Genomic DNA, 19808 nt, shown 5'->3' on the forward strand with positions numbered 1-19808 from the left:
GTTCGGAAGAGATAACCGCTGAAAGCATCTAAGCGGGAAACTTGCCTCAAGATGAGATCTCACTGGGATCTTGAATCCCCTAAAGGGCCGTCGAAGACTACGACGTTGATAGGTGGGGTGTGTAAGCGCTGTGAGGCGTTGAGCTAACCCATACTAATTGCCCGTGAGGCTTGACCATATAACACCCAAGCAATCTGCCCAGAGCAGATGCGGTGGTGAAGCGACACAGCCGAAAATTCGCCAGATACGCACAAACATCACATACCTGAATTCGCTGCAACGCCCAGGCGCGGCAGCTACCGAATTTCTTGACGACCATAGAGCGTTGGAACCACCTGATCCCATCCCGAACTCAGCAGTGAAACGACGCATCGCCGATGGTAGTGTGGGGTCTCCCCATGTGAGAGTAGGTCATCGTCAAGATTCAAACCCGCAGAACCCCAATCGTGAAAACGATTGGGGTTTTGTCTTTTCAGCAGCAGGAAATATCCCTATACAGCCAGGTGCCTTGCAGATGGGCCCGTCGTCCGCGTAGGGTGTCCACCTTTGTCGAGCCTAAGCGGATTTCTTCAATGCCTGCGTCCCCCATCAACCCTGGCTTCATGGTCATCCATGGCAATCAGCCGGAGGACCTGCGCAGCCTGATTCTGGGTGTTATCCAGCGTTTCCCATTAGGGCCGCTGGAAAACGAAACCATCCTCGTACAGAGCAACGGCATCGCCCAGTGGTTGAAGATGGCTCTGGCCCAGGACCGCGACGATGAACAAGGCGGGGGTTGTGGCATTGCGGCAGCCTTGGATGTGCAATTGCCCGGTACCTTTATCTGGCGCCTGTACCGTGCCGCTTTGGGCAAGGACAACATCCCTGCCGAATCACTGCTCGACAAGACCCCGCTGACTTGGCGTTTCATGCGCCTACTGCCTGCGTTGATGAATGAGCCACACTTCGCGCCCTTGGCTCGCTTTCTGCGCGACGACAGCGATATGCGCAAACGCTATCAACTTTCCGAGCGGCTGGCTGACCTATTTGACCAATACCAGGTCTACCGGGCCGACTGGCTGGAAGACTGGGCCCACGGCCGCCACCAGTTGCGCGACCATAAAGGCCACGCCAAGCCTATGGCCGAGCAACAACGCTGGCAGGCGGAGCTGTGGAGGCACCTGCTGGCCGATGTCGGCGAAAGTGGCATGGCGCAGAGCCGTGCAGGTGTTCATCAACGTTACCTGCAACACATGGCCAATGCCGCCGAGCCGCCCCCCGGCCTGCCAAGGCGGGTGATTGTGTTCGGCATCTCTTCACTCCCGGCGCAGGTGCTGGATGCCTTGGCGGCGTTAGCACGTTTCTGCCAGGTGCTGCTCTGCGTACATAACCCCTGCCGGCATCATTGGGCCGATATCGTCGCCGACAAGGATTTGCTGCGCCACGCCTTCAAGCGCCAACAGCGTAAGGCCAGGGCTCCCCAAGTGCTCGACCCGGCCACCTTGCACCAACACGCCCAGCCGCTTCTTGCCGCCTGGGGCAAGCAGGGCCGTGATTACATTCACTTGCTCGAGCAGTACGACGACCCGCAGAGCTACCGCGAGCAGTTCAACGACGGCCGTATCGACCTCTTCAGCGAGGTGGAGAGCGACACGTTACTGGGCCAGCTGCAGGACGACATTCTCGACCTGCGCCCCCTACGGGAAACCCAGGAACATTGGCCGGCAGTCAACCCGCATACCGACCATAGCCTGCGCTTTCATGTCGCCCACAGCGCTCAGCGTGAGGTAGAGATTCTCCACGACCAGCTTCTGGCCCAGTTCAGCGAAGACCCCACCCTGAACCCCCGTGACGTGATTGTGATGGTGCCGCAGATCGACACCTACGCCCCACACATCCGCGCCGTATTCGGCCAGGTCGAGCACCGCGACCCACGCTATATCCCCTTTACCCTGGCAGACCAAAGCCAGCGCGGCCGCACGCCGTTGTTGATCGCGCTTGAGCACCTGCTCAACCTGCCGGAAAGCCGCTTCGCCGTGAGTGAAGTGCTCGACCTGCTCGACGTACCTGCACTTCGCAACCGCTTCGGTATCCGCGAGGCGGACCTGCCGACGCTGCGGCGTTGGATTGAAGGCGCCGGCATCCGCTGGGGCATGGACGCCTCTCAGCGTGCCAGCCTCGGGCTGCCGGAGGGGATGGAGCAGAACAGCTGGCGCTTTGGTTTGCGGCGCATGCTCCTGGGCTATGCCGTGGGCAACGGCGATGCTTTCGCAGGTGTCGAGCCGTTCGACGAAATAGGCGGCCTGGACGCCGCGTTGATCGGCCCACTGGCAGCGTTGCTCGACGCACTCGACAGCGCTCATCAGGCGCTGAGCACCCCTGGCACGCCAGAGCAGTGGGGTGAACGCCTGCAAACCCTCTTGCGGCGTTTCTTCAGCGCCAGTGATGAGCAGAGCGAGTACCTGCTGGTGCAGCTGGAGGGGCTACGCGACCAGTGGCTGGAGGTGTGTGAAGGCGTCGGCCTGGCCGAGCCGCTGCCGTTGACCGTGGTGCGCGACGCGTGGCTGGCCGGGGTAGACCAAGGCAACCTGGGCCAGCACTTTCTCAGCGGTGCGGTAAATTTCTGCACCTTGATGCCGATGCGCGCCATTCCTTTTCGCCGCGTCTGCCTGCTGGGCATGAACGATGGCGATTTCCCCCGTGCCCAACCGCCGCTGGACTTCGACCTGATGGGTAGCGACTACCGCCCCGGCGACCGTTCTCGACGGGAGGACGACCGCTACCTGCTGCTCGAAGCGCTGCTCTCAGCCCAAGAGCGGTTATACATCAGCTGGGTAGGGCGTAGCATCCGTGACAACAGCGAGCGCCCGGCATCGGTGCTGGTCGGCCAGTTGCGCGATCACCTGGCCGCAGGCTGGAAGCTGGCCGATGGCAGCGACCTGCTGCACGCGCTCACCACCGAGCACCCGCTGCAACCCTTCAGCCTCCAGTACTTCCAGGCCGGTAGCCCTCTGGCCAGTTACGCCCGTGAGTGGGAAGGCCTCTATCAACAACACCCTGCGCCGCCCGCGCAAGCAGCCCTGCCTATGCCGCTGCTGCCCGAACCGCTGGACCCCGCTGTGCTGCAAGACTTTTTGCGACAGCCAGTGCGGCATTTTTTCCGGCAGCGGCTGAAGGTCTATTTCGAAGCAGTCGAGCCACCGGCACCCGAGGCCGAGCCGTTCGGCCTGGCGGGCCTTGAGCGCTATACCTTGAGCGAGGCCTTGCTGGCCCAGGCTATCGCCCATCCGGAGCAGTCGCCTGCCGAACGCCTGTCGCGTGCAGCTGCGCGGCTGCAGGGCCATGGGGTGCTGCCCATGGCCGGCTTCGGCGAAATGGCCCAGGCCAGTCTGATAGAGCCACTTCCCGGTTTGTTGCTGCGTTATCGGCAGTTGCTCGAACGTTGGCCGCAGCCGGTGCAAGGGGCCCTGCCTGCTCACTTCGCGCATGCCGGGGTTGCTGTCGAAGGGTGGCTTGCCGGCCTGCACCGTGGCCAGGGCGATGAACTGCTGCACGCCACGCTGGTAGCCAACGCATTGGGCGATGGCCCCAAGCGCAAATGGCACCGCCTGCTGCGCAGCTGGGTCAACCACCTGTTCACCTGCGCCCAGGGCCACCGGCTCACGACCGCGCTGGTGGCCACCGACTGCACCTTACTCTTGCCGCCGCAGGAGAGCGCCCAGGCGAAAGAACACCTGGCAGCCTTGCTCGATGCCTGGCGCATCGGCATTTGCAGCCCGCTGCCGGTGGCCACCCGCACGGCCTTTGCCTGGCTGCGCGAAGACGACCCCGAAAAAGCCCAGGCAGCGGCGCGCACGGCCTACGAAGGCGATGCCAACACAGCTGCAGAGCGTGACGAAACCGCCGCGCTGGCCCGCCAATACCCCGACTTCGCCAGCCTGGCCGAGGGCGGTGGCTTCGCGCAGTGGAGCCAGGCGCTCTATGAGCCGGTGATGGCCGCTGGCTGGCAGCACCAACCCGCTCAGGAGAGCGCCGAGTGAGCGAAACCTTGCCTTTGGCGCTGCGCTTTCCCCTGCGCGGCAGCCAATTGATCGAAGCCAGTGCCGGCACCGGCAAAACCTTCACCATTTCGGCGCTGTACCTGCGCTTGGTGCTGGGCCATGGCAGCCCCGACACTGCCTTCAGCGAACCGTTGCTGCCGCCAGCCATTCTGGTGGTGACCTTCACCGACGCCGCCACCAAGGAACTGCGCGACCGTATTCGTGCGCGGCTGGCGCAGGCGGCCCGTTATTTTCGCGATGAATGCCCCGCGCCCGACGGGCTGGTTGAAACCTTGCGCGCGTTCTGGCCGGCCGAGCAGTGGCCGCTGTGCGCCAACCGCCTGGAAGTGGCCGCCCAATGGATGGACGAAGCTGCCGTGTCGACCATCCATGGCTGGTGCCAGCGCATGTTGCGCGAGCATGCCTTCGACAGTGGCAGCCTGTTCACACAGACCCTGGAGCCGGACCACAGCGACCTGCTCACGGAAGTGGTACGTGATTACTGGCGGCGGTTTTGCTACCCGCTGGCCGGCCCGGCGTTGCACTGGGTCGACAGCCAATGGGGCTCCCCCGACGCCCTGGCTGCCAAGGCCCGGCCCTTGTTCGCCAGCGCCGAGCCAAGCGCCGGCGCCGGCGAGCTGGGCGTGCTTATCGAGCGCGAGCTGCAGGCTCGCGAGCAGGTACTGGAGCAGTTGAAAGCCCCCTGGGCCGAATGGGCCATGGCCCTGCGTGAGGTGTGCCGTGCTGGCGTGGCTCAAAAGCAGGTCGATGGCCGCAAGATGCAGGCTCGTTTCTTCGAGCCCTGGTTCGACAAGCTGCTGGCCTGGGCGCAGGACCCTGCACAAACCTCGCTGGACCTTGGCACCGGCTTCAGCCGCCTCACCCCCGGGGGTATGGCCGAAGCCTGGAAAGGTGAGCCTCCCGATCACCCTGCACTGCACGCCATGCAAGCGCTGCCGGGGCAATTGGCGGCCTTGCCCGACCCTGCCAGCGCCGCGTTGGCTCATGCCGCCGCCTGGGTTCGGCAGGCCTTCGACGCGCAGAAGCGTCAGCGCGCCGAAATGGGCTTCGACGACATGCTCACCCGGCTTGACCATGCCTTGGCGGGCTCCTCTGGCGACCCGCTGGCGCAGTTGATCCGACAGCAGTTTCCCGTAGCGATGATCGATGAGTTCCAGGACACCGACCCGGTGCAGTACCGGATCTTCGAACGCATCTACCGCATCAGCGCCAACGACCCGGGCACTGGGCTGTTCATGATCGGCGACCCCAAGCAGGCGATCTACGCCTTTCGCGGTGCCGACATCCACACCTACCTGATGGCGCGCCGGGCCAGTGCCGGGCGGCTGCATACCCTGGGCACCAATTTCCGCTCCACCCAGCCCATGGTCGATGCCGTGAACCATTTGTTCCAGCAGGCCGAAGACAGGCCACAAGGCCGGGGCGCTTTTCTGTTTCGTGATACCGACGGCGACAACCCGGTTCCGTTTCATCCGGTGCAGGCACAGGGCCGCCCCGAACAGTTGCTGAACGACGGCGATGCGCAGCCGGCACTGACCTGTTGGCACCTGGCCACCGATCAGCCGCTGAGCCTGGCCCAGTACCGACGGCAGATGGCCGACAGCTGCGCCAGTGAAATCACTCGCCTGCTCAATGCCGGCGCGCACGGTACATGTGGCTTCGCCGCCCCGGGGGGGCCGCTCAGCCCCTTGCGCCCCGCGGATATCGCCATCCTGGTACGCGACGGCCAGGAAGCACGCCTTATTCGCCAGGCGCTGGACGCGCGAGGCGTGCGCAGCGTGTACCTCTCCGACAAGGATTCGGTGTTCGCCACCTGGGAAGCGCTGGACGTACTTGCCTGGCTCAAGGCCTGCGCCGAGCCGGATGCCGAGCGCAGCCTGCGCGCGGCGCTGGCGAGCCTGACGCTTGGCCTGCCCCTGGCGGAGCTGGAGCGCTTCAACCAGGATGAGCAGGCCTGGGAAAGCACCGTAATGGCCTTCCGAGGCTACCGCGCGCTCTGGCACAGCCAGGGTGTGCTGGCTATGTTGCGCCGGCTGATGCACGACTACGAGCTACCTCGGCGCCTGGCGGCCCGTGCCGACGGCGAACGTACCCTCACCAACCTGCTGCACCTGACCGAGTTGCTTCAGCAGGCCAGCGCCACCCTCGACGGCGAGCAGGCGTTGATCCGCCACTTGGCCGAGCAACTGCACGGCGGTGCCACGGGGGAGGAGCAGATCCTGCGGTTGGAAAGCGACGAGCAACTGGTGAAGGTCATCACCGTGCACAAGTCCAAAGGCCTGGAATACCCCCTGGTATTTCTGCCGTTCGTGGCCAGTTGCAAGCCGGTCGATGGCAAGCGCCTGCCCCTCACCTGGCACGACGATCAGGGCCACGTGCAACTGAGCCTGGTGGCCAGCGAAGAGATCGTCGCCCGTGCCGACCACGAGCGCCTGGGCGAAGACCTGCGCCTGCTCTACGTGGCGCTGACCCGGGCTCGCCACGCCTGCTGGTTGGGCCTGGCCGACCTCAAGCGGGGGCAAGGCAAGGCGTCGGTGCTGCACCAGAGCGCGATCGGCTACGTACTGGGCGGCGGAGCACCGGTGGCGCAGGCCGCTGGCCTGGCGCAGTGGCTGGAGGCACTGGCCGCCGGCTGCCCGGCCATTGCGATCGAGCCGTTGCCCGAGGCCCTGGCCACGCCGTTCACTGCCCCGGCCAACGACCAAGCCTTACGCGGTGCGTTGGCGCCTACCCGGCGTGCCGCCGAGAACTGGTGGATCGCGTCCTACAGCGCCTTGCGCATCGCCGATGGCCTGGCTGCCGATTCGCCGCTGGCGCAAAAGCTCGCCGACGATGACCGCACCGTCGTGCCCGGCCCACAGGCAAGCAGTGGCGATATTCACGCCTTCCCCCGTGGCCCCGGCCCTGGCACGTTCTTGCACGGCTTGCTGGAGTGGGCTGGCGAGGAGGGCTTTGCTCACGTCGCCGCCGACCGGCAGCGCCTGCTCGACAGCGTCGCCCGGCGCTGCAACCGGCGCGGCTGGGAGGGCTGGATCGCGACCCTGGTGCCTTGGCTCGAGCGCCTGCTCGCGTTGCCGATGCCACTGCAAGGCGCTGCGCCTGCCAGCCTTACGGGGCTGGCCAGCTACCGCACCGAAATGGAGTTCTGGTTCGCCAGCGATCAGGTCGACGTCAGCCAGCTCGACGCCCTCGTGCAACGCCATACCCACCCCGGCCTGCCACGTGCCAGCGCGATGGGCCGCCCACTCAACGGGTTGTTCAAAGGTTTCATCGACCTGTGTTTCGAGCACGAAGGCCGCTACTACGTGGCCGATTACAAATCCAACTGGCTGGGCCCTGACGCCAGCGCTTATCAGCCCGCCGCGATGGAGCAGGTGATGCTCGAACACCGTTATGACCTGCAATACGTGCTCTACCTGCTGGCACTGCACCGCCAGCTCACCGCACGCTTGCCCGGCTATGACTACGACGAGCATGTGGGCGGCGCGCTGTTCATCTTCCTTCGCGGCCTCGATGCTCCCGGCCAGGGTGTGTGCCATGTGCGCCCGCCCAAGGTGCTCATCGAAGCGTTGGACGCGCTGTTCATGGGCCGGCCGCTGCCCATGGAGGCCTTGGCATGAACCCTCAGGACGATCTGTTTCCCGAAACCCTGCCCGGCGCCGCCACCCGCGCACCAGCCCTTGAGAGCGTGCCCAGCCTTTTGGCGCTGTTCGACGCCTGGGCCGAACGTGGCTGGCTGCGCGCCCTGGACCGCGCCTTCACCGGTTTTCTCGCCGAACGCTGCCCCGAAGCAGAGCCGCTGGTGCTGCTGGCCGCGGCCCTGGCCAGCCACCAGCTTGGCCATGGCCACGTATGCCTGGACCTGCGGCAGACCCTAGCCGAGCCAGACTTCGCGCTCTCACTGCCCCCCGAAGGCGACCTCGCGAGCGGCGCGCAGGTATTGCCCTCGGCTTTGCTGGCCGGCGTCGATGCTACCCACTGGGCTGAGCGCCTGGCCGCCTCGCCCCTGCTCGCTGGCCCCGGCAGCCCGATGGTGCTTGCTGGCACGCGCCTTTACCTGCGCCGCTACTGGCATTACGAGCGGCAGGTGGATCACAACCTTCACTTGCGCCTGCGCCAGCGGCACGAGGTCAGCACCGACACGTTGCAACGCCTGGAGCAGCTGTTCCCGGCAGACGGCAGCGGCCGCACCGACTGGCAGAAGCTCGCCTGTGCCCTGGCCATGCGCTGCAACCTGAGCATCATTACCGGCGGCCCCGGTACCGGCAAAACCACCACCGTGGTGCGCTTGTTGGCGCTGCTGCAAGGCCCTCGCGTGGCGGCCGGGCAGCCGCTGCGCATCCGCCTGGTGGCGCCTACCGGCAAGGCAGCTGCGCGCCTGACCGAGTCGATCGGCGCCCAGGTACAGGGGTTGCAGGTCGATGACGCGGTCAAGGCGCGCATCCCTGTAGACGTCACCACCGTGCACCGGCTGTTGGGCAGCCGCCCCGGCACCCGGCATTTCCGCCACAACGCTGCCAACCCGCTGCCACTGGACGTGCTGGTGGTGGACGAAGCCTCGATGATCGACCTGGAGATGATGGCGCACCTGCTCGCGGCGCTGGCGCCGGGCGCGCGCCTCGTGCTGCTGGGCGATAAAGACCAGCTCGCCTCGGTGGAGGCCGGCGCGGTGCTGGGCGACCTGTGCCGCGACGCCGAGCACGGCCGCTACTCGCCCACCACCCAAGGTTGGCTCGAGCAAGTGGCCGGCGCTGCGCTCAATGAACCCGCGCTTTTGCCGGGGGACGAGCAGCGCTACCCCTTGGCCCAGCAAGTGGCGATGCTGCGTTACTCCAGGCGCTTCGGTGAAGGCAGCGGCATCGGCGCGCTGGCACGGCGGGTCAATGCCCAAGACGCCTCGGCCGCCCGGCGTGCCTTCAGCGAAGCGGGCTTCACCGACCTGCATCATCTAGCCCCCGGCAATCAGGATGCCCGCGGCCTGCGCTCGCTGCTGCTAGGGGCAGGTGAGCTCGCCGGCTACCGCCACTACCTGGCTATGATCCCAAAAGGCCGGCCGCCTGCCGCCGAGCCTTTGGCCTCACCGGCCTGGGCCGAGTGGGCCCGGGCGATTCTGGCCGCGTTCGATCGCTTCCAACTGCTCTGTGCGGTACGAAAGGGGCCCTGGGGCGTCGAAGGGCTCAACGCCCGCGCCCAGGCCACGCTCGCCAGCGCCGGGTTGATCGACCCCACCCAGCCTTGGTACGAAGGCCGGCCGGTCTTGATGACCCGCAACGACTACGGGCTTGGGCTGATGAACGGCGACATCGGTATCACCTTGAGCTTGCCTCAGGCCGACGAATCCGACCGCCCAGTGCTGCGCGTCGCCTTCCCGCGCAACGATGGGCAGGGCGGCGTGCGCTTCGTGCTGCCTAGCCGGCTCAGCGATGTAGAAACGGTCTACGCGATGACCGTGCATAAATCCCAGGGCTCGGAATTCGAACACACCGCGCTGGTGCTGCCCGAGGCGCTGAACCCGGTATTGACCAAAGAGCTGATCTACACCGGTATCACCCGTGCCAAACAGGCCTTCACGCTGGTAGAGCCACGCGGTGGCGTATTCGAAGAGGCCGTGCGGCGCCGCGTCAAGCGCCTCAGCGGGCTCATGCTCGAGGCGCCCGAGGCCTGACCACAGGCCGTGATATCACCTAATGCCACAGTTTTCATATCGACGTGGCTTACAGCAATGGCATGAACCCGCTGGCGGCACTGTCCATTTGCCAATCGAATGATGCGGTGGGGGCACAATTCCGATCGCCGGCTGGATATGTTATCGAAAAGTGTGGATAGCCTGAACCAAAAGCTTTCCGGGCTTGATCGCGCAGGTATGCAACGCGGCGACTATGAAAGAGCCAGCCGTGATACGGACCGGCGGCTGGGTCAACTGTCCAGAAGTATCGACAGTTTGAACAACCAAGTTGCAGAGCTCAGCCGAAAAGTCAGGTAGCCAGCCCCGGTGAACAGGCGGAGTTCGCTGTATCAGGCCTCCGCCCGTTGCCAGAGTGCATTCACGTGGCCGGTGCCACGTATGTATTGCTTTGCATCGGCCCAGCTTCTCCGAGCAATAGCGCGTTGCTTGCCTCCACGTGCTCCCGAATGAAATCCCACAATACCGTCACCCGCTTCAACTTCCTTAAGTCCTCCCGGCAGTACATCCAGAATTGCCGCGTTACTTCCACCTCCTCTACCAGCAGCGGAATCAACCGCGCATCCTGCTCCGCCAGAAAGCACGGCAGAATCGCCAGGCACTTGCCCTGCAACGCCGCCACGTACTGCGCTACCACGCTGGTGCTGCGCAGGTTCGCCTGGGCGTTGGGAAGCAGGTGGTTCAGGTACAAAAGCTCCGGGCTGAAGGCCAGGTCATCGACGTAGCTGACGAACGGGTGGCTGGCCAGTTGTGCCACCGACTCCAGCGGGCCATGGCTGTCCAGGTACTGCTGCGTGGCATACAGCCTTAGCCGGTAGTCCGCCAGCTTGCAGCACACGTAGGGCCCATGCTCGGGGCGCTCAAGGGCGATAACGATGTCTGCTTCGCGCTTGGACAGGCTGATGAAGTGGGGCAGTGGCAGGATGTCCACTGAAATCGCCGGCCACTGTTCGACGAAGCGGCTAAGCAGCGGGGTGATGAAAAAGCTGCCAAAGCCCTCCGTACAGCCGATGCGAACGTGGCCGGAAAGCGCAACGCCAGAGCCTGAGACCTGCTCGCAGGCCATGTGCAGCGTGCTTTCGATCGGCTCGGCGTAAGCCAGCAGGCGCTCGCCTTCAGGGGTGAGCACAAAACCATTGGTGCGCGACTTCTCGAACAGCAGCGTGCCCAAGGCCTTTTCCAGCGACGCAATGCGCCGCGAGACCGTGGTGTAGTCCACGCCCAGCCGCCGGGCGGCGCTGCTGGCTTTGCGGGTACGGGCGACTTCAAGGAAAAACTTCAGGTCATCCCAATTCAGGGCAGCCAGCGAGGTGAGGTCTTTTTGCATGATGGTCGCGCTTTTATCCGCATTCTTGTTGGAGTTTTGCATACCTATACTTCAATGGCCCGGCCAATGCCAGGCAGCTTTCCGACGCATAACAACAATCACGCGGAGGTGTTCATGAATCAGCCCCAGGCCGAGCCTGCGAAGCTGCTCATCGGCGGGCAATGGCTCGTTTCTCGAACCGATCACTGGCAAGACATCGTCAACCCGGCCACCCAGCAGGTGCTGGGGCGCGTGCCGTTCGCCACGGCGGATGAAGTCAACGCGGCCATCGCTGCCGCGCAGGCGGCCTTCCCGGCCTGGCGCAACACGCCGGTGGGCACACGCATGCGCATCATGCTCAAGCTGCAGGCCTTGATTCGGGAGCACAGCCAGCGCATTGCCAAAGTGCTCTGCGCCGAACAGGGCAAAACCCTGGCCGACGCCGAAGGGGATATTTTCCGTGGCCTTGAAGTGGTGGAGCACGCCTGCTCGGTAGGCACGCTGCAGATGGGCGAGCACCTGGAGAACGTGGCCGGTGGCGTGGATACCTACACCCTGCGCCAACCGTTGGGCGTGTGCGTGGGCATCACCCCGTTCAACTTCCCGGCGATGATCCCTCTGTGGATGTTTCCGATGGCGATCGTGTGCGGCAACACCTTCGTGCTCAAGCCCTCGGAGCAAGACCCCCTCTCAACGCTTATGCTGGTGGAACTTGCACTCGAAGCCGGGGTGCCGGCGGGCGTTCTGAACGTGGTGCACGGCGGCAAGGAGGTGGTAGACGGGCTGTGCAGCCACCCCGACGTGAAGGCGGTGTCGTTCGTAGGCTCCACCGCCGTGGGCACGCATGTGTATGACCTGGCCGGCCGCCACGGCAAACGTGTGCAGGCCATGATGGGCGCCAAGAACCACGCCGTGGTGCTGCCCGATGCCAACCGTGAGCAGTCGCTCAACGCTCTGGTGGGTGCGGCCTTCGGTGCAGCAGGGCAGCGCTGCATGGCGACCTCAGTGGCAGTGATGGTGGGGGCTGCCAGCGAATGGGTGCCGCAGCTCAAGGCCTTGGCCGAGCGGCTGAAGGTCAATGCCGGGCACGAGCCGGGCACCGACGTGGGCCCGCTGATCTCGGCCAGGGCGCGTGAGCGCGTGCTGGGCCTGATCGACAGTGGCGTAAGCGAAGGCGCTACCTTGCTGCTGGACGGCCGGCAGGTGCAGGTGCCGGGCTACGAACAAGGCAATTTCGTCGGGCCGACGCTGTTCAGTGACGTCACGCCGCAGATGCGCCTTTATCAGGAAGAAATCTTCGGCCCCGTACTGCTGGTGATGTGCGTGGCCACGCTGGACGAAGCCATTGCACTGGTGAACCGCAACCCCTTCGGCAATGGCACCGGGTTGTTCACCCAGAGCGGCGCGGCGGCGCGCAAGTTCCAGAATGAGATCGACATCGGCCAAGTGGGCATCAACATTCCCATTCCGGTGCCGGTCCCTTACTTCAGCTTCACCGGCTCGCGCGGTTCGAAGCTGGGTGATTTGGGGCCTTATGGCAAGCAGGTCATGCAGTTCTATACCCAGACCAAAACCGTCACCGCCCGCTGGTTCGACGACGCCAGTGTGAACGATGGCGTGAACACCACCATTCACCTGCGCTGACAAGGAGCCTGCCATGCGAATCGCATTCATCGGCCTGGGTAACATGGGCGCGCCCATGGCGCGCAACCTGCTCAAGGCTGGCCATAGCCTGGAGCTCTACGACCTCAACCAGCAGGTGCTGGATAGCCTGGCAGGGGAGGGCGGCAAGATTGCCAGCTCACCGGCGGCGGCGGCGGCACTGTCAGACCTTGTGATCACCATGCTCCCCGCCGCAGCCCACGTGCGCCAGGCGTGGCTGGGGGCCGAGGGCGTGCTCGCCGGAGCGCGCCCTGGCACCTGGGGGCTGGACTGCTCGACCATCGACCCACAGAGCATCCGCGATGTTGCCGAGCTGGCCGCCAAGGCGGGCGTCGAGCTGGGCGATGCGCCGGTGTCCGGGGGCACCGGCGGTGCAGCGGCGGGTACGCTGACCTTCATGGTCGGCGGCAGCGCCACACTGCTTGAGGGCGTTCGCCCTGCCTTGGCTGACATGGGGCGCAACATCGTGCACTGCGGGGCGACGGGCACCGGGCAAATCGCCAAGTTGTGCAACAACCTGCTGTTGGGCATTTCCATGATCGGCGTAGCCGAAGCGATGGCACTGGGCAACGCGCTAGGCATCGACACCCAGGTGCTGGCCGGCATCATCAACAGCTCCACTGGGCGCTGCTGGAGTTCGGAGGTGTGCAACCCGTGGCCTGGCGCGATAGAAACCGCACCCGCCTCGCGCGGCTACAGCGGTGGCTTTGCCGGGCAGCTGATGCTCAAAGACCTGGGCTTGGCCACCGAGGCCGCGCGCCAGGCGCAGCAGCCGGTGATGCTCGGCGCCCTGGCGCACCAGCTCTACCAGGCAATGAACCAGCGAGGGGACGGCGGGTTGGATTTTTCAGCCATCGTAAACGCGTACCTGAAGCCAAACTGACCCGAGCCAGGTGGCGTGCCGCAAGCCGCCCTCCCATCCGAGCATGGCGTCAGCGAACGCTTCGTGGGAGGCTGGCTGCCCGGCTCAGCGCATGATACGGCCGCGCTCGTTGCGCACGTCGTAGATCAACTGCGTGGCCTGCTCCTGGCTCAGGGCGCCTCGGCCTTGCAGTTGCTGAATTTCTTCGACCAGCTCGCCCACCGCACTGCCCAGAGCGCGCTCGGGCTGGCGGTGCAGGCTACGTATACGTTGGGTAATACGGGCGGCATGTGGCATCGCAAACTCCTTGTGAAAGCAGGTCCTGATTGCTGGTATGCCAAATTTTCCCTGGCATTGCCATCGCCCCCATTCGTCGAGGCGACACACGGTAGGCCGGCCACGACGGCCCGCAGCACAAGCCCCGGCCGGCCCATGCGGTAGCCGAACCTTAGGCATTACCCTAACTCTTTGCGCCAACTGTTTGATTAGTTCGGAATCATCGTCCTTAATGACCCTGAACCGAGCAACGCAGGGAACGACGATGCGTCTGTTATTGATTAAAGCGCTGGCCCTGGGAATCACCCTGGTGGCCAGCGCCGATGCATGGGCTGTGACGCTGGAAGCCGGCGCTGTGGCCTCACCCGATCGCTACGGGGCCGACGTGGCCGCCCAAGTCCTGAAAAAGGGCGGCAATGCGGTCGATGCCGCCGTAGCCACAGCCTTCACACTGGCCGTTACCTTCCCCGAAGCCGGCAACATCGGCGGTGGCGGCTTCATGACCTTGTTCATCAACGGCAAGCCTTACTTTCTCGATTATCGCGAAACCGCACCCGCTGCCGCTGAGCGCAACATGTACCTGAACGAGAAGGGCGAGGTGATCCCCAACCTCAGCCTGGTAGGGGCCAAGGCCAGCGGCGTCCCCGGTACCGTCGAAGGCCTGTGGGAAGCACACAAGCGTTTCGGCAAGCTGCCGTGGGCCGAGCTGATAGCCCCTGCCATTGGCTACGCACGCAACGGCTTCACTGCCGCCGAAGGCCAGTACCAGTACCGCGAGAACGCCCTGAAACTGTTCAACGGCCAGACCAATTTCGGCCGCTACTTCGGCACGCTCAAAGCGGGCGAGACCTTCCGCCAGCCGGAGCTGGCCGATACCCTCGAACGCATCGCGCAGCAGGGCGGGCAGGAGTTCTACCATGGCAAAACCGCCGAGCTGCTGGTTGCGCAGATGGAGCGTGACAAAGGCCTGATCACCCGCCAGGACCTGGCCAACTACAAGGCCCACTGGCGCGAGCCGCTGCACATCGACTGGCGCGGCAACAGTATCTACACCGCCCCGCTGCCCAGCTCCGGTGGCATCGCACTGGCCCAACTGCTGGGCATCAAGGACATCCGCGCTGCCGATTTCAAGGATGTGCCGTTGAACTCGGCCCGTTACATTCACCTGCTGGCGGAAATCGAAAAGCGCGTGTTCGCCGACCGCGCCGGTTACCTGGGCGACCCCGATTACCGCGATGTGCCAGTGAAGAAACTGATCGCACCGGCCTACCTGATCACTCGGGCAGCCGAGGTGAACCCTGAAGCCATTTCGCCAACCGAGGCGGTGCGCGCGGGGCTGGAATCGACGCAAACCACGCACTTTTCCATCGTCGACAAAGACGGCAATGCCGTCAGCAACACCTTCACCCTCAACTTCGATTTCGGCAGCGGGGTCGTGGTGGAGGGCGCGGGCTTTCTACTTAACGACGAAATGGACGACTTCAGCGCCAAGCCCGGCGTAGCCAATGCCTTCGGGGTGGTCGGCGGTGACGCCAATGCCATCGAGCCGGGCAAGCGCATGCTCTCGTCGATGACCCCAACCATCGTGACGCGCGATGGCCAGGTGAGCCTGGTGATCGGCACGCCGGGTGGGTCGCGGATCTTCACCACGATCTTCCAGGTGCTCAACGACCTCTACGACTACCACATGCCGCTGCAGGCCGCCGTCGGGGCGCAGCGGGTGCATCATCAACTGCTGCCCAAAGACACCATTTTCTTCGACAGCTATGCGCCGCTGCAGAACCCGGTGGCCGAGCAACTCACCCAGATGGGCTATACGCTGAAGAACCAGGGTTGGCTGATGGGCAACGTGCAAGCCATTCGGGTCAAGGATCGCAAGGTCGAGACGGGCGTCGACCCCAGGGGCCGCGGCGTCGGTTTGATCGTGCCCAGCGCAGGCGAAGAGAAAGAGGCGGGGAACAAAAAGTAAAAAACCCGCCGAGGCGGGTTCTTTAGCACCAGACCATTCCAACTCCGTGTCGGCGGCCTCCAGGCCATGGTCGATCATCCTTGATACTCGCGGCGCTCCATGTGCCGCGTGGGTTAGGTGTAGATTAGGGCCTGCGGCGCGCGGGCAATAGTCGACGATCACGCATTGTGTTGTAAGCCTTTGGCTATACCCGCACTGCGCTTCATACCCTGAAGTGGTTGACCATCTGCTGCAGCTCGGTGCCCAGGCGCGCCAGCTCTACGCTGGAAGCCGCTGTTTCTTCGCTGGCGGCGGCCGTCTGCTCCGAGACTTCACGTACGTTGACCACGCTGCGGCTGATTTCGTCGGCCACCGAACTCTGTTGCTCGGCGGCGGCCGCGATCTGCTGGTTCATCGCCTGGATGCTCGAGACCGTGCGGCCGATGCTGCTCAAAGCGTCACCTGCTTCACGGGTCAGGGCCACGCTGCTGTCGGTCAGCTCACGGCTCGAATCCATCGCCTGGGCGACGTGCTGTGTGCCGCTTTGCAGTGCCGCGACCAGGGTCTCTATCTCTTCGGTCGACTTCTGCGTGCGTTGGGCCAGGCCGCGCACTTCGTCGGCGACGACGGCGAAACCTCGGCCTGCTTCACCCGCCCGAGCAGCTTCGATGGCAGCGTTGAGCGCCAACAGGTTGGTTTGCTCGGCCACGGCCTTGATCACGTCCATCACCGAGCCGATCTTGTCGCTCTCGGCCTGGAGCTCTTCCATTGCCGTGCTGGAGCGGCGCACTTCGTCGGCCAGGCGCTCGATCTGGCCAACGGCCTTGGCTACCACCTGGTCACCATTGCGTGCCTGGGCATCGGCTTCGGTGGCTGCCGTAGAGGCGTCCACGGCGTTGCGGGCCACCTCTTGCACGGTTGCGGCCATCTCCTGCATGGCGGTGGCGACCTGATCGGTTTCCACCTTCTGGCTGTTGACCCCCGCGCTGGTCTGCTCGGTCACGGCCGAGAGCTCTTCGGCTGCGCTGGCGATCTGGGTGACGCTGTCGCGGATGCCGCCGATCAACTGGCGCAAGGTCTGGTTCATGGTGGCCACTGCGGCTTGCAGCGCGCCGATTTCATCGCGACGGTTCACCGTGAGGGTATGGGTCAGGTCGCCGTTTGCGATGCGTTGCACCACGCTCAAGGTCTGCGCGAGAGGGGTGGTGATCTGCCGGGTGATCAACCAGGCCGCGATCACACCTAGCACCAGCGCCAGCAGGCTGGCCACCAACAGCACGCTTTCGGACCGGGCGCTGTCGACGTCACTTTGCGCATCCTGGCGTTTGAACAGCTCCTGGTTGGCCTCGATCATCGCGCCGCCGGTTTCTTCCATGCGTTTGCGCACAGGTATCAACTGAGCATCGATATCGCGGAATCGCTCAACCGACTGGCGGTAGGCTTGCAAGGCGCTGGCGAAGCCGTCGAGGCTGGCGCGCTCATCTGGGTGCTGGGCCTGCATTTCCTTGAGCGCGGCCTGGGTCTTGTCCATCTGGCCAAAGGCGGTTTGCTCGGTCTTGGGCGTAACGTTGTTCGTGTAGCCGCGCACTTCGTAGCGGACCTTTTGCAACTGGTCCTGGGTAAAGGCCGCGACCTGCTCCCGCGACTGGCGGGCGGGGTCATCGCTGGCCAGCGCCTGCACGGCAGCTTCGGCTTGGGCGACTTGATGGATCACTTGTTTGGCCGTGGTGGTCATCTGGTCGCGGGCCGCACTGGCCTCGCGGTCGGCAGCGATCATCTGGCGCAGGTCGGCAATATAGCGCTCGGCCTGGGCTTTTTCGTCGTTGAGCAATTTCACATTGGCCGGGTTGTTGAAGTGGCCGCTGATTTGTTCCAAGTGCTGGCGATACTCATCGAACAGCGCTAGTGTCCGCTTGGCGGTGGCCTCATCGCCGTTGCTCAGCATGTAGCGCAGGCGGCTCACACGCAGCTCGTTGAGGCGGTTCTGCAATTCGGTGACATCGCCGACCCGGTCCGTGCGGGCGATGAAATTGGCCAGGCTGGTCCAGGCCGAGATCGCAAGGATCATCGTCAATGCCAATACCACGCCAAAGCCCAGTGCGAGTTTCGCCCTGACGCTGATGTTGCCAAACCAAGCCGCCATGTCTTGCTCCTTTCAGTGAATGCGTACGTTCATCGTGTTCGGCTTTTATTCTTGGGCGATGCCTTTCGCATTCGCGTTATCGGCCGACACGGCAGTCACTGAAGGGCAAATGTTCCAAATCATCTAGATGAATCTGGCGCGCAAAAAAAACGGCGCGGGGTGGGCCGCGCCGTTTTATCTATCGGGGTGGAGGTGAAATCACTTCACCGCATCTTGGCTCCACTCGCCGTTGACCAGCCGGCGCAGCCCCAATGGGTTGGCGTTCTGCAGCGCTTCGGGGAGCAGCGCATCGGGGTAGTTCTGGAAGCACACCGGGCGCAGGTAGCGGTCGATGGCCAAGGTACCTACCGAGGTGCCGCGGGCATCGGAAGTGGCCGGGAATGGCCCGCCGTGAACCATCGCTTCGCACACTTCCACGCCGGTTGGGTAGCCGTTGACCAGGATGCGGCCGACTTTATCCTCCAGCACTGGCACCAGCCAGCGGTAAGCCTCCAGGTCGCCCGGCTCGCCGATCAGCGTCGCAGTGAGCTGGCCACGCAGGGCCTGCAGCGCTTGCTTGAGCTGAGCGTCGTCATCGACTTCGATCAACACGGTGGTGGGGCCGAACACCTCTTCCTGCAGCAGCGGGTCGCCGTTGAGCAGCAGGCTGACATCGGCCTTGAACAACTGCGCCTGCGCCTGGTTGCCATCCTGAGCGTTACCAGCAAGGTGGGTGATGCCGGCGTGGTCGTGCAGGTGCTGCACGCCTTTGCTGTAACTGCGCAGGCCGCCAGCGTTGAGCATGGTTTGCGGGCCCTGAGCAGCGATGGCCGCACCCAATTGCTCGACGAAGGCAGTGAGCTCGGGCGAGCGCACCCCGATCACCATGCCGGGGTTGGTGCAGAACTGGCCCGCGCCCATGCACACCGAGCCTGCCAGCTCTTTGGCGACGGTTTCACCGCGAGCCTTGAGCGCCTGTGGCAGCAGGATCACCGGGTTGATGCTGGACATCTCGGCGAACACCGGGATTGGCTCTGGGCGCTCGGCGGCCAGCTTGCACAGCGCGGTGCCGCCGCCGAGCGAGCCAGTGAAGCCGATGGCCTTGATCGCAGGGTGCTTGACCAGGTCCTGGCCCACGCCATTACCGAAAATCATGTTGAACACACCCTTGGGCATGCCGGTTTTGTTGGCGGCGCGCTCGATGGCACCGCCGACCAGGTCGGCGGTGGCCATGTGGCCACTGTGCGCCTTGACCACCACCGGGCAGCCGGCGGCGAATGCAGAGGCGGTGTCGCCACCAGCGGTGGAGAAGGCCAAGGGGAAGTTGCTGGCGCCGAACACGCCGACCGGCCCGACGCCGATGCGGTACTGGCGCAGGTCTACCCGTGGCAGCGGTTTGCGTTCTGGCAGCGCCAGGTCGATGCGCGCGCCCAGGTAGTCGCCGCGGCGCAGCACCTTGGCGAACAGGCGCATCTGCCCGGAGGTGCGGCCGCGTTCGCCCTGAATGCGGGCGGCGGGCAGGGCGGTTTCACGGCAGACGATGGCGACGAAGTCATCACCCAGGGCGTCCAGCTCATCGGCCACGGCATCAAGAAAGTCGGCACGCTTGGCCGGGCTCAATTGGCGAAATTCGGGATAGGCGGCTTCGGCAGCGCGAGCGGCCTGGTCCACCTCGGCAGGGGTGGCCTGGTAGAACGCATAGGGCAGGGCATCACCGGTGCTGGCGTCGATGCTTTTCAAGGTGGGCTCGCCGCTGCCGCTGCGTTGGCCGGCGACGAAGTTTTTACCGAGAACGTCAGGCATTGATATCTCCTTGTCCTGTTAAACAGAGGATGACGAGTGATGCGCCATCGAGGGCGTGTGGTAATCGAACCGTGTCGCGGGGCGAAGTTCGATTCCATCGTTGTTG

Annotated in this window: 10 protein-coding genes, 2 rRNA genes and 1 pseudogene; 8 read left to right on the plus strand and 5 right to left on the minus strand. The window is 64.6% G+C overall.

The window, feature by feature from the left end; translation table 11 throughout:
• The 5 genes from F474_RS22085 to recD all read left to right on the plus strand — a co-directional run.
• A 23S ribosomal RNA gene (locus tag F474_RS22085) occupies window positions 1-178 on the plus strand; the annotation flags it as partial.
• Window positions 179-307: 129 nt separating this feature from the next.
• Window positions 308-423, plus strand: a 5S ribosomal RNA gene (gene rrf / locus F474_RS22090).
• A gap of 149 nt (window positions 424-572) precedes the next feature.
• Complete coding sequence (gene recC / locus F474_RS22095) at window positions 573-4019, plus strand: exodeoxyribonuclease V subunit gamma (RefSeq protein WP_097089619.1); 3447 nt, start codon at window positions 573-575, stop codon at window positions 4017-4019.
• Window positions 4016-7660, plus strand: coding sequence for an exodeoxyribonuclease V subunit beta (gene recB / locus F474_RS22100; RefSeq protein ID WP_097089621.1), 3645 nt, complete (start codon window positions 4016-4018; stop codon window positions 7658-7660). Before recC ends, recB begins: the two co-directional genes overlap by 4 nt.
• A complete protein-coding gene (gene recD, locus F474_RS22105; protein WP_097089623.1) occupies window positions 7657-9705 on the plus strand; it encodes an exodeoxyribonuclease V subunit alpha in 2049 nt (682 codons plus the stop codon). The genes recB and recD overlap by 4 nt, the downstream gene beginning before the upstream one ends.
• Window positions 9706-10084: 379 nt before the next feature.
• Here the strand turns inward: recD and F474_RS22110 are convergent, their stop codons facing one another.
• On the minus strand, window positions 10085-11050 hold the full coding sequence (locus F474_RS22110) for a LysR family transcriptional regulator (protein ID WP_097089674.1): 966 nt from the start codon (window positions 11048-11050) through the stop codon (window positions 10085-10087).
• Window positions 11051-11164: 114 nt separating this feature from the next.
• Between F474_RS22110 and F474_RS22115 the strand changes: the two genes are divergently transcribed.
• Together F474_RS22115 and mmsB are read left to right on the plus strand one after the other, a co-directional pair.
• Window positions 11165-12673, plus strand: coding sequence for a CoA-acylating methylmalonate-semialdehyde dehydrogenase (locus tag F474_RS22115; RefSeq protein ID WP_097089676.1), 1509 nt, complete (start codon window positions 11165-11167; stop codon window positions 12671-12673).
• A gap of 13 nt (window positions 12674-12686) precedes the next feature.
• Window positions 12687-13574: a 3-hydroxyisobutyrate dehydrogenase gene (gene mmsB, locus F474_RS22120; RefSeq protein WP_097089626.1), complete on the plus strand. Its 888-nt coding sequence runs from the start codon at window positions 12687-12689 to the stop codon at window positions 13572-13574.
• Between the two features lie 84 nt (window positions 13575-13658).
• On the opposite strand, the gene F474_RS22125 is transcribed toward mmsB, so the two are convergent.
• Window positions 13659-13850, minus strand: coding sequence for a hypothetical protein (locus F474_RS22125; RefSeq protein WP_097089629.1), 192 nt, complete (start codon window positions 13848-13850; stop codon window positions 13659-13661).
• 244 nt (window positions 13851-14094) lie between these two features.
• On the opposite strand from F474_RS22125, the gene ggt reads away from it, so the two are divergent.
• Complete coding sequence (gene ggt, locus F474_RS22130; RefSeq protein WP_097089632.1) at window positions 14095-15798, plus strand: gamma-glutamyltransferase; 1704 nt, start codon at window positions 14095-14097, stop codon at window positions 15796-15798.
• 202 nt (window positions 15799-16000) lie between these two features.
• Here the strand turns inward: ggt and F474_RS23390 are convergent, their stop codons facing one another.
• The 3 genes and pseudogenes from F474_RS23390 to F474_RS22140 form a co-directional block, all read right to left on the minus strand.
• On the minus strand, window positions 16001-16864 hold the full coding sequence (locus F474_RS23390; RefSeq protein ID WP_371916183.1) for a methyl-accepting chemotaxis protein: 864 nt from the start codon (window positions 16862-16864) through the stop codon (window positions 16001-16003).
• Window positions 16859-17920: pseudogene (locus tag F474_RS23395) on the minus strand (methyl-accepting chemotaxis protein); the annotation flags it as partial. The gene F474_RS23390 and the pseudogene F474_RS23395, both read right to left, overlap by 6 nt.
• 198 nt (window positions 17921-18118) lie before the next feature.
• Window positions 18119-19702, minus strand: a complete 1584-nt coding sequence (locus tag F474_RS22140) for an aldehyde dehydrogenase (NADP(+)) (RefSeq protein WP_097089637.1) — start codon at window positions 19700-19702, stop codon at window positions 18119-18121.
• Between the last annotated feature and the right edge of the window lie 106 nt (window positions 19703-19808).

Source organism: Pseudomonas sp. URIL14HWK12:I12 (genome assembly GCF_003097135.1).
Taxonomy (GTDB): domain Bacteria; phylum Pseudomonadota; class Gammaproteobacteria; order Pseudomonadales; family Pseudomonadaceae; genus Aquipseudomonas.